Genomic DNA, 11,738 nt, shown 5'->3' with positions numbered 1-11,738 from the left:
CCCCGCGCGAGGCGCTCGCCATGGACCCGCAGCAGCGCCTGGTGCTCGAAGCGTCCTGGGAGGCCATCGAGTACGCGGGCCTCGACGCGACCACGCTGCGCGGCGAGGACGTCGGGGTGTTCGTCGGCTCCAACAGCAACGACTACCTGATCAACGTCCTGGACGCGCGGGAGACGGCCGAGGGCTTCATCGGCACCGGCAACTCCGCCAGCATCCTCTCCGGCCGGGTGGCCTACACGTTCGGTTTCGAGGGCCCTGCGGTATCCGTGGACACCGCCTGCTCCTCCTCGCTGGTCGCCCTCCACCTGGCCGTGCAGTCCCTGCGGCAGCGCGAGTGCTCCCTGGCGCTGGCGGGCGGAGCGACGGTCATGGCCACGCCGACCGCGTTCATCGAGTTCAGCCGCCAGCAGGGGCTCGCCCCCGACGGCCGCTGCAAGTCCTTCTCCGCGACCGCCGACGGCACGACCTGGTCCGAAGGCGCGGCGGTGCTGCTCCTGGCCCGCCTCTCCGACGCCCGGCGCCTCGGATACCCGGTGCACGCCGTCGTCCGGGGCAGCGCGGTCAACCAGGACGGCGCGAGCGCCGGGCTCACCGCACCCAACGGGCCGTCGCAGCAGCGCGTGATCCGCCAGGCGCTGGCGAACGCGCGCCTCACCGCCGACCGCGTCGACGCCGTCGAGGCCCACGGCACCGGCACCCCGCTCGGCGACCCGATCGAGGCCCAGGCCCTGCTGGCCACGTACGGGAAGTCCCGCGCCGACGGCAGGCCCCTGTGGCTGGGGTCGCTGAAGTCGAACCTGGGGCACACCCAGTCGGCGGCCGGTGCGGGCGGTGTCATCAAGATGGTGATGGCCATGCGGCACGGCGTCCTGCCCCGCACGCTGCACCTGACCGAGCCCACCCCGCGGGTCGACTGGTCCGCGGGTGACGTACGGCTGCTGACCGAGGAGCAGCCGTGGCCGCGGACCGGCGAGCCGCGCCGCGCGGCGGTGTCGTCCTTCGGTGTCAGCGGCACCAACGCCCACGTCGTGCTGGAGAGCCCCCCGCCCGCCGACACCCCGGCCGAGCCGGCCGCGCACCGCACCGCCGACGGCACCGCGCACCGCACCGCGCACCGCACCGCGGACCGTGCCCCCGATGGCACCGCCGGCCTGCCGCGTGACGCGGGGCGGGCTCCCGCCGGTCCGCTGCCGTGGGTCGTGAGCGGCCGCAGCGAGGCGGCCCTGCGCGCCCAGGCGGAGCGGCTGGCCGCCCATCTGGCCGCGCGCCCGCAGGCGTCCCCGGCCGCCGTCGCCGCGTCTCTGGCCACCACGCGCGCGGCGTTCGAGCACCGGGCCGTCGTCGTCGGCCGGGAGCGCGAGGAACTGCTGGCCGGCCTGACGGCCGTGGCGGGCGGCGTCCGCGCAGCGGGCGTGGTCACCGGCCGCACCCTGCCCCCGGGCGGCCGGACGGCGTTCCTCTTCCCCGGCCAGGGCAGCCAGTACGCCGGGATGGGACGTGAACTGGCGGCCCACCAGCCGGTGTTCGCCGAGGCGCTGGACGAGGTGTGCGGCGAACTGGACCGGCACCTCGACCGGCCCCTGCGCGAGGTGCTGTTCGCCGCCGACGGCACCCCCGAGGCCGGCCTGCTCGGCACGACGGCCTTCACCCAGCCCGCCCTCTTCGCCGTCGAGGTGGCGCTGCTGCGCCTGCTGGACGACTGGGGGCTGCGCCCGGACGTGGTGGCCGGCCACTCGATCGGCGAGCTGACCGCCGCCTACGCGGCCGGTGTGTGGTCGCTCCCCGACGCCTGCGCCCTGGTGGCGGCGCGCGGCCGGCTGATCCAGCAACTCCCTGCGGGGGGCGCGATGTTCGCCGTGCAGGCCACCGAGGAGGAGATACGCGCCCGGCTCGCCGACGGCCGTACGGCGCTGGACATCGCCGCCGTCAACGGACCGGACGCCGTCGTGGTCTCCGGCGACGAGGAGGCCGCCGCGGAGCTGGCGCGCGACTTCGCCGGACGCGGCCGCCGGACCCGCCGGCTCCGGGTCAGCCACGCGTTCCACTCGGCGCAGATGGACGCGATGACCGCGGAGTTCGCGGAGGTCGCCCGCCAGGTGTCGTACCGGGCCCCCGGTCTCCCGGTGGTCTCCGCGCTCACCGGGACGCTCGTCACCGACGAACTCGGCCGCCCGGAGTACTGGGTGCGCCACGTCCGCGACACGGTGCGGTTCCACGACGCCGTCCGCGCGCTGCGCGACCACGGAGTCACCCTGTTCCTGGAGGCCGGGCCCGGGGGCGCCCTGACTGCCGCCGGACGGCAGTGCCTGCCCGAGGCCGCCCCCGAGGCGTTCGTTCCCGTGCTGCACGGGCGCGCGCCCGAGCCGGACGCCGTCCTCACGGCCGCGGCCCAGGCCCACGCGCTCGGCACGTCACCGGCGTGGGACCGCCTGCTGCCGGCCGCTCCCGGGCGGGTGGCCCTGCCCACGTACGCCTTCCAGCGCCGCCCCTACTGGCTGGCGGGCATGGCGGGCGCCGGCACCACCCCCGGCACGCGGTCGGCCGCCGGCGCGCGGTCCGGAACCGGCGCCCTGCCCTCCGGATCCGCCGCCGACTCCGCGCCCGCACCGGACGGCCCCGCCACACCGTGGCTGCGCCGGCTCGCCGACGCGGCCGGTGAGGAGCGCGACGACCTGCTGCTGGCCCTCGTACGCGAGCAGGCCGCCACCGTGATCGGCGGCGCGGACCAGGCGGAGATCGAACCCGGCCGCGCCTTCCTGGAGATGGGCTTCGACTCCCTCATGGCGACGGAACTGCGCGCGGCCCTGGCCGCCGAGTGCGGTCTCACCCTGCCCGCCGGAGTCGTCTTCGACCACCCCACGCCCACCGCACTGGCCGCGTTCCTCGGGCAGCAGCTCACCGGGACCGACCGGGCCGTCCCCGGCGCGGAACCGTCGCCGTACTCCCTCGAAGCGCTCTACCGCAACGCCAGTACCCTCGACCGCCCGGACGACGCCCTGGAGCTCACCAAGGCCGCCTCCCGCCTGCGGCCGAGCTTCCGCACCCTGGCCGAGGCGGGCCACGACGCCGTCACCGTCGAACTGGCCCCGGCGACCGAGCGCCCCGGCCTGATCTGCTGCCCGGCTCCCGTGCCGCTGTACGGGGCGCAGCAGTACGCCCGGCTCGCGGCGGCCTTCCGGGGCACGCGCGGCGTCTCCGCCCTGCTCGCGCCCGGCTTCTCGGCGGGCGAACTGCTGCCGGCCGACTTCGGCCTGATGCTGGACTTCCTCGCCGAAGGGGTCCGGCGCCGGGCGGCCGGCGCGCCGTTCGTCCTCCTGGGCCACTCCTCCGGCGGCTGGTTCGCCTACAGCCTGGCGGCCCGCCTCGCGCGCACCGGCCCGGCCCCGCAGGCCGTGGTGCTCCTCGACACCTATCTGCTGCAGGACCCGGCGCTCCACCGCATGCAGCGCGAACTGGCGCAGGGCGTCCTGGACGGCGAGGAGTACTTCGGCCCGATGACGGACGTACGGCTGTCCGCCATGGGGCGGTACTTCGAGTTCTTCACCGACTGGGTGCCCGAGGAGCCCGGCGTACCCACCCTGCAACTGAGGGCGTCCGAGCCGCTCGGGCAGGTCGTCGAGGGCCAGGACTGGCACCCCGACTGGAAGTTCGACAGCACCGTCGCAGACACGGAAGGCGACCACCTGACGATGATGGACGACCACGCACCGCGGACCGCACAGGCCGTGAACGCCTGGCTGGCGGGCCTCGCGGGCGGAAAGGGCTGACCGGGGATGACCACGCACACCCAAGGACACCGGGCCGCCGACCCCGCCGTCTCCCGCTGGATCCGGCAGTTCCACCCCGCCCCGCAGGCGCCGGTGAGGCTGCTGTGCCTGCCGCACGCCGGGGGATCCGCCAGCGCCTACTACGCGCTGTCGAAGGCGCTCGCGCCGCAGGTGGAGGTGCTGGCCGTCCAGTACCCCGGACGGCAGGACCGGCGCCGGGAACCGCTGCTGGACTCGATCGACGCGCTGCGCGAGGGGCTCGCCGAGGAGCTGGCGCCGTGGCGCGACCGGCCCCTCGCCCTCTTCGGCCACAGCATGGGGGCCGTGCTCGCCTACGAGGTGGCGCGCAGCCTGTGCGGCGACTCCGGCGCACCGCCCGTCCACCTCTTCGTCTCCGGACGCGGCGGCCCGGAGCAGCAAGTGGAACTGGCGCTCGACCAGATGGACGACCGGGCGATGGTCACGGCCCTCGACGACCTCGGCGGAACGGACATGCGGTTCCTGGACGACGAGGACGTGCTGCGCCTGGTCGCGCCCGCCATCCGCAGCGACTACCGGGCCGTGCGCACGTACCGCCACGTGCCGGGCCCGCCGCTGCCGTGCCCGGTCACCGCCATGGTGGGCGACCGTGACGCCATGGCACCGGTCGGAACGGTCGAGCCGTGGGGTGCGCACACCTCCGCGGATTTCCGGCTGGAGGTTTTTCCGGGCGGTCATTTCTACCTGGCCGAAAACCTCCAGGAAGTACAGCGACTTGTGTACGATAGGATCACTGAAGCGCACTCCGTGCGGATAATCGGCTGACGGATTCGAGAATCTTCTCCGTCCTGGTCGACCACTTTTCTCCCTTCCTTTGCGGCGGCCGTACGGCCCGCTTTCCGACAATGCTCGGATCCGGCACGAGATGGAATCCAGACAGGGGTCTGCGTGCGAAACGATCTTTTCGAACTGGGTGACATACCCCCGCTCGGCACCGTGCCCGAGCGCATGTACGCCTCGGTGATCCGCCGGGAGCGTTACGGACCGCCGCACCAGGCGTTCCGGACCGAAGTGGTGGACGTGCCCGAGGTCGGGCGCGGCCAGGTGCTGGTCCTCGTCATGGCCGCCGGCATCAACTACAACAACGTCTGGGCCTCGCTCGGGCGGCCGCTGGACGTGATCGAGACGCGCCTGCGTCGCGGGGAGCGCGAGGACTTCCACATCGGGGGCTCCGAGGGCTCCGGGGTGGTCTGGGCCGTGGGCGAGGGCGTCGACCAGCTCTCCGTGGGCGACCCCGTGATCCTCTCCGGCGCCCAGTGGACGGAGACGGCCGCCGACATCCGCCTCGGCGCCGACCCCATGACCTCCGATTCGCAGTCCGTATGGGGATACGAGCGCAACTACGGCTCCTTCGCGCAGTTCGCCCTCGTCGACGAGTACCAGTGCCACCCCAAGCCGGCCTCGCTGACCTGGGAGGAGGCAGCGTGCTTCCTGCTCACCGGAGCCACCGCCTACCGCCAGCTGTGCGGCTGGGCCCCCCATGACGTGCAGCCCGGCGACCCCGTGCTCATCTGGGGCGGGGCCGGCGGCCTGGGATCGATGGCCATCCAGATCACCCGGGAGCGGGGCGGCATCCCCATCGCCGTGGTGTCCGACGACGAACGCGCCCGCTACTGCAGGCGGCTCGGCGCCCAGGGCACCATCAACCGCCTCGACTTCGACCACTGGGGCCGGCTGCCCGACATCGGCGACCACGAGGCGATGGCCCGGTGGACCGCGGGCGTCAGGGCGTTCGGCCGCCGCTTCTGGGAGGTGCTCGGCGAGCGCAGGGCGCCGCGTCTCGTCCTGGAACACAGCGGTCAGGACACCATCCCGACGTCGATGTACCTCTGCGACACCGCCGGCATGGTCGTCATCTGCGGCGGCACCACCGGCTACAACGCCGACGTCGACCTGCGCTACCTGTGGATGCGCCAGAAGCGCCTCCAGGGCTCGCACTACGCCAACCTGCGCCAGTGCCGCGACATCATCCACCTCGTCGCCGGCGGCCGCATCGACCCGTGCCTCTCCTGGACCGGCGGGTTCGAGGACATCGGGAAGGCGCACCAGCTGATGAGCGACAACCAGCATCCGCAGGGCAACCAGGCCGTCCTGGTCAACGCACCGACGACCGGTCTGAGCACCCTCTGAGAAGTCCCGGAAGATTCGACGCCCCGCCGGCGCCGGCCCCGGGACACTCTCCGAGTCACGACCCGAACCGTATTCCGGGCGGCGTCCGCCTGCCTTTCCCCAAAGGCCCCTCCCTGTCCGGGAACCGGGCACACGGGAAAGCCGGGGAAATGCCCGCGGAAACAGCCCCGTGACACCACTCGAGAGCTCTCGAAAAGCCTCTGAAGAACCCCGCCGATTCCGCGGAGAAGACCGCAGAGGAACGCGGCGACCCACCGAAGGAGACCCCATGGACCAGCTCGACATCCTCTGGAGCGAGCGCGAGATCCGAGCCGTGCTGCAGCGCTACTGCCGCGGCCTGGACCGCCTCGACGAGGAACTGGTCAAGTCCGCCTACCACGACGACGCCCACGACGACCGCGGCGTCATCCGTGGCAACGCCCACGATTTCGTCAAGCAGATCGTCCCGCTGCTCCGCGACACCTACAGCGGCACCCTGCACACCCTGCACGGCACCACCATCGAGATCGACGGGGACGCCGCGGGCGTGGAGAGCTACTGCATCGCCTACCACTACCGCGAGAACGACGGCACCAAGCGGGTCGAGCAGTTCGCCGGCCGGTACGTCGACCGGTTCGAGCGGCGCGACGGCGTCTGGAGGATCGCCCGCCGGCTCGTCCTGAACGACTGGAGCCTCGCGCACGAGGTACCGCTCGACCCGGCCGAGGCGCAGGCGGGCTTCAACGCCGGCCGGCGTGACGGCGACGACGCCAGTTACCAGGTGCTGCCGCTGCGCGGCCCCGAGGCCCCCACCCTCTGACACGGCCCGCCCCCGGCCGCCGTCGACTCCCCACCCCGATCCCAGGAGGCACCACCGTGTCCGAGACCGAGCAGCGCCCGCCGACGCTGCCCCGAGAGCGCAGTTGCCCCTTCTCCCCGCCGCCCGAGCTGGAAGAGCGGCGGCACGCCGACCCCGTCAGCCGGATGCGTTTCGCCGACGACTCCGAGGGGTGGCTGCTCACCCGCCACGCCGACGTCCGCGCCGCGCTGGCCGACCCCCGCGTCAGCTCCCACCCGGCCAAGGCCCCGCAGCCGTGGCGGAACCTCGCGCCGGAGATGAAGGCCGAGGTGTACCTGCCCGGCTTCCTGATCTTCATGGATCCGCCGGACCACACCCGCTACCGCCGCCTGCTGACCAAGTGGTTCACCATGCGGGCCATCCGCAAGCTCCAGCCGCGGGTCGACCAGATCGTGACCGACGCGCTGGACGCCATGGAGGCCCAGGGCGGCCCCGTGGACCTCGTCCAGAGCTTCGCGCTGCCGATCCCGCTGTACGTCATCTGCGAGCTGATGGGCGTGCGGTACGAGGACCGGGCCGACTTCATGGACATGGTCCTGCGGCTCCAGGCCCTGGACGCCTCCCCGGAGGAACTCGGCGCCACCGGCGCGCGGATGAACGAGTTCATGATGAACCTGGCCGCCGACAAGCGGAAGAACCCGGGCGAGGACCTGCTGAGCCACCTCGCCCACGACCCCGACGCCAACCCCGCGCTGACCGACCTGGAGATCGCCGGGATCGGCGTGCTGATGCTGATCGCGGGGCACGAGACCTCCGCCAACATGCTGGGCGTCGGCACCTACACCCTGCTGCAGAACCCGGACCAGTGGGCCCTGCTGCGGGACGACATCGGCCTCATCGACCAGGCGGTCGAGGAACTTCTGCGCCACCAGACCATCGTGCAGCAGGGCCTGCCGCGCGGTGTCACCGAGGACATGGAGATCGGCGGCCACCCCGTGAAGGCGGGCGAGGCGGTCCTGGCGTCGCTGCCGGCCGCCAACCGCGACCCGGAGGTCTTCCCCGACCCCGACCGCCTCGACATCACGCGCGAGCACAACCCGCACCTCGCCTTCGGCCACGGCATCCACCTCTGCCTGGGCATGGAGCTGGCCCGGGTGGAGATGCGCTCGGCATGGCGCGGCCTCGTCACGCGCTTCCCGACCCTGCGCATGGCGGCACCGCCTCAGGACATCCGGTGGCGTGACGACCAGATCGTGTACGGGGTCTACAACCTCCCGGTGACCTGGGACGAAGCCCGGTGACCGGTACCGAGGCTAGCGGGCGCGGCTGCCCCTTCGCAGCCGGTGAGGCACCCGCGTACCCCTTCCACGCCCCCGACCGGCTGGAGCCGGACCCGTACTGGGAGCCGCTGCGCCGCGAACAGCCGCTCCAGCGCGTCACCCTGCCCTACGGGGGCGAGGCGTGGCTGGCCACCCGCTACCAGGACGTACGGAAGGTCTTCACCGACCGGAGGTTCTCCCGGGCGCTCGCCGTCGCGCCCGGCGCCCCCCGGTTCCTGCCGCACCAGCCGCCGCCGGACGCGGTGCTGAGCGTCGAGGGCCCCGACCACGCCCGGTTGCGCCGGCTGGTGGGCAAGGTCTTCACGCCGCGCCGCGTGGAGGAGATGCGGCCGCTGATCCAGCGCACCGCCGACGGGCTGCTCGACGCCATGGAGGAGATCGGCCCGCCCGCCGACCTGGTCGAGGACTTCTCCCTGCCGTTCGCCGTTGCCATGATCTGCGAGCTGCTCGGCGTGCCGCCCGAGGACCGCAAGCGGTTCTGCACCTGGTCCGACGCCCTGCTGACGACCACCGCGCACACCCCCGCCCAGGTGCGCGACTACATGATGCAGATGCACGACTACCTCGGCGGGCTCGTCGCCCAGCGGCGGGTGCGACCCACCGACGACCTGATCGGTGCCCTGGTCACCGCGCGCGACGAGGAGGACCGGCTGACCGAGGGCGAACTGGTGCGGCTCGCCGAAGCCATCCTCATCGCCGGTTACGAGACCTCGGCGAGCCAGATCCCGAACTTCGTCTACACCCTCTTCCGCCGGCCCGAGTTGCTGGAGCGGCTCAGGGCGGACCACGGCCTGATCCCCGACGCCGTCGAGGAACTGCTGCGCTTCGTGCCCATCGGAACGGTCGACGGGTTCCCCCGTACCGCCGCCGAGGACGTCGAACTCGGGGGAGTGCTCGTCAGGGCGGGGGAGACCGTGGTGCCGTCGATGGGCGCGGGCAACCGCGACCCCGAGGTGTTCAGCCGCCCCGACGAGCTGGACCTGACACGGCGGCCGAATCCGCACCTGGGTTTCGGCGCCGGGCCGCATCACTGCCTCGGCTCCCAGCTGGCCCGCGCGGAACTGCAGATCGCACTGACGACACTGCTGCGCCGGTACCCCGGCCTGCGGCCGGCCGTGCCCGAGGAGAACCTCTCGTGGAAGGCGGGGCTCATGGTCCGCGGCCTGCACACCATGCCGGTCACCTGGTGAGGACGCGCCCGGCCGCCGGCGGCCCCACCGTTGCCCGTACCCAGCGAACGAAGGTGAGCGATCGCACGTGAACACCATCGACGACCGCGACGACCGCAACCACGACCGCGAACACAGCCCCGAGGACCTGGACATGGACCCCGCCGTCCTCGAGCGGCTGACCGAGGTGGTGCAGTCGAGGGGCGGCGCGGCGCAGGTGTGCGTCCTGAGGCGGGGCGTCACCGTCCTCGACCGCTCGTTCGGCTGCGCGCCCGACTCGCTGTTCCTCCTGTACGCGGCCACGAAGCCCTTCGCCGCCCTCACCGTGCACCTGCTCGCCGAGCGGGGCCTGATCGGGCTGGACGAGCCGGTGGCCGCCCACTGGCCGGAGTTCGGCCGGCACGGCAAGGGCGACGTGACCGTCCGCCACGTCCTGCAGCACCGGGCCGGTGTCCCGGCCGGCCGGGGCATGGTGCGCACCATGCGGACCGCCACCGACTGGCAGCGCTCGGTGCGCGACCTCGAGGAGGCCCGGCCCCGCTGGGCGGGCGGCGAGGTCGCCGCCTACCACTTCATGAGCTACGGCTTCATCCTCGGTGAACTCGTGCAACGCGTCACGGGACGGACGTTCCGCGATGTCCTGACGACCGAACTGTTCGCGCCCCTGGGGCTGGACGATTTGCATCCAGGATTGCCCGACGAGGCCTGGGGCCGCCACGTACCCGCCCGCGCCGACCACCCGTCGGAGTGGCCGAACCAGTGGATGAGCAACCGCCGCAGCTACCGCCAGGCGGTGATTCCCTCCGCCGGTGTTTCGGGCACCGCGGCACAACTGGCGCGCTTTTACCAGATGCTTTTGGAGGGAGGCACGCTCGACGGAATCCGCATATTGCGCCCCGAAAGCGTTGCGGAGGCCAGGAGGCCGTCCAACGACGGTGAAACCGACGCGTCCCTGAAGCGCCCGGTGAGATGGGCGCATGGATTCATGCTGGGCGGGCCGGGAGCGGATCCGCGGGACCTGTCCGGCGTGATGGGCGGGAAGAGCGACCGCGGCACCTTCGGCCACGCGGGCACGACCTCCAGCGTGGTGTGGGCCGATCCATCCCGTGAGCTGGTCTTCGCGTATCTGTCCAACATTCAGCCGGAGTTCGGGGCGGGCATCGGGCGACTGCGCGAGGTGAGCGACCTGGTGCTGGACGCCTGCCTGGCGCGCTGAGACGCGGCGCTTTTCCCTCCTTTCTCCCGCGGTAAACATCGAAGGCGGCGGACCGCACAATATGGCGTGAATCATGGCGGCGGTCCGCCGATCCCGCTCACGTGATGAGTGATGCATCGCACATCGCATGGCTCGATATCGGTGGCATCATGATCACTGCCGGTGTTCGAGCGGGTACGTTCAAGGACCACCTTGTGTCCCGCCATAATTTCTGAGACCTCAAGGGGGATGAGTGCTCACGTCGTCCGAGCAGATGGTCGGGTTAAGCCCGGGTTGCGCTCCGCAAATCGGAATACTCGGTCCTTTGGAGGTCCATCCCGCCGGGTGTTTCGAGCGCGGGGTGTCGGTGGGCGGTATTCGCATCCGTGCATTACTGGGCGCGCTGACCGCGCGGCTGGGGAAGGTCATGACGACCGAGCACATCCTCAAGGAGGTGTGGGCCGAGAGTCAGCCCTCCACCGAGCGCAAGGCGGTGGCCGTGGCCGTCCTGCGTCTGAGGCGGGTGCTCGGCGACTCCGAGGGGCGGTGGCTGCTGACCCGGCCCTCCGGGTACGTCCTCGACATCCCCGCGGACCACCTCGACTCCGTACGGGCGGAGCGCCTGGTGTGGGAGGGCAAGGACGCGCTGGCCGCCAACCGGCCCCGCCTCGCGTCGCGGTGCCTCACCCGGGCGCTGGCACACTGGCGCGGGGATCCGTACGCCGACGCCGGTACCTCCTCGGCGGTGGTGCAGCACGTCACCGAGCTGGAGAGCCTGCGGTCGGAGGCCGTCCAGGCGCGCATCGACGCCGATCTGGCCCTGGGGCAGCACCGCGAACTGCTCGGCGAGCTGCGGTCGCTGACCACCGCCAACCCGCTGCACGAGCCGCACTGGCTCCAGTTGATGCTCGCCCTCTACCGCTCGGGCAAGCAGGCCGAAGCCCTGGCCGCCTACATGAGGCTGCGTCAGACGCTGGCCGAGAACATGGGAGTCGACCCGGGACAGCCCCTCCAGGAGCTGTACTTGCGGATCCTGCGGGTCGACGCCGCGCTGCTGAGCGGCCCCGCCCCCACCCTGTCGCGATAGCGGGACGCGCCGCCGCCGGGCACCGGGCGTTCCTGGTGTCCCACGGCCCGCTCCGGGCGACGCAGATCACTCTCCGCGCGCTGGGGGAGGCGGGGCAATCTTGGGTAACGTCGGTGCCTGATGGGTAAGTTACCGCTTAGTATTTTTGGCATCCCCGCCCTTGCCGGCTCGAGGAGTCCCTAGATGCAACTCGCCGCGATCATCGTGTCGCTGGTCCTGACCTTGGTGGGTGC

Annotated in this window: 8 protein-coding genes; all 8 read left to right on the top strand. The window is 72.4% G+C overall.

Going from position 1 to position 11,738, the window contains the following annotated elements:
* Positions 1-3,767, top strand: a 3,767-nt coding sequence (locus tag IH00_RS38400) for a type I polyketide synthase (RefSeq protein WP_039947809.1), incomplete at its 5' end; no start/stop codon positions are given.
* A gap of 6 nt (positions 3,768-3,773) precedes the next feature.
* A complete protein-coding gene (locus tag IH00_RS0136020) occupies positions 3,774-4,571 on the top strand; it encodes a thioesterase II family protein (RefSeq protein ID WP_052411915.1) in 798 nt (265 codons plus the stop codon).
* 123 nt (positions 4,572-4,694) lie between these two features.
* Positions 4,695-5,936, top strand: coding sequence for a crotonyl-CoA carboxylase/reductase (gene ccrA / locus IH00_RS0136015; protein WP_031080699.1), 1,242 nt, complete (start codon positions 4,695-4,697; stop codon positions 5,934-5,936).
* A 268-nt stretch (positions 5,937-6,204) separates the two neighbouring features.
* Positions 6,205-6,735: a nuclear transport factor 2 family protein gene (locus tag IH00_RS0136010; protein ID WP_031080697.1), complete on the top strand. Its 531-nt coding sequence runs from the start codon at positions 6,205-6,207 to the stop codon at positions 6,733-6,735.
* A gap of 56 nt (positions 6,736-6,791) precedes the next feature.
* The gene (locus tag IH00_RS0136005; RefSeq protein WP_031080695.1) at positions 6,792-8,015 is read left to right on the top strand and encodes a cytochrome P450; all 1,224 of its coding nucleotides are present in this window, start codon (positions 6,792-6,794) and stop codon (positions 8,013-8,015) included.
* Positions 8,012-9,244 (top strand): cytochrome P450, encoded by a 1,233-nt coding sequence (locus IH00_RS0136000; protein WP_052411914.1) that lies wholly within the window; start codon positions 8,012-8,014, stop codon positions 9,242-9,244. Before IH00_RS0136005 ends, IH00_RS0136000 begins: the two co-directional genes overlap by 4 nt.
* 67 nt (positions 9,245-9,311) lie before the next feature.
* Entirely contained in the window at positions 9,312-10,439 is a 1,128-nt protein-coding gene (locus IH00_RS0135995) for a serine hydrolase domain-containing protein (protein ID WP_031080691.1), read from the top strand.
* A 253-nt stretch (positions 10,440-10,692) separates the two neighbouring features.
* The gene (locus IH00_RS38395; RefSeq protein ID WP_267882636.1) at positions 10,693-11,505 is read left to right on the top strand and encodes an AfsR/SARP family transcriptional regulator; all 813 of its coding nucleotides are present in this window, start codon (positions 10,693-10,695) and stop codon (positions 11,503-11,505) included.
* The last annotated feature ends 233 nt before the right edge of the window (positions 11,506-11,738 follow it).

Origin of the sequence: Streptomyces sp. NRRL S-118, assembly GCF_000716335.1 — a bacterium.
Taxonomy (GTDB): Bacteria; Actinomycetota; Actinomycetes; order Streptomycetales; family Streptomycetaceae; genus Streptomyces.
Note: the sequence above shows the minus strand (reverse complement) of the source record. Positions and strands in the feature narration are given on the sequence as shown.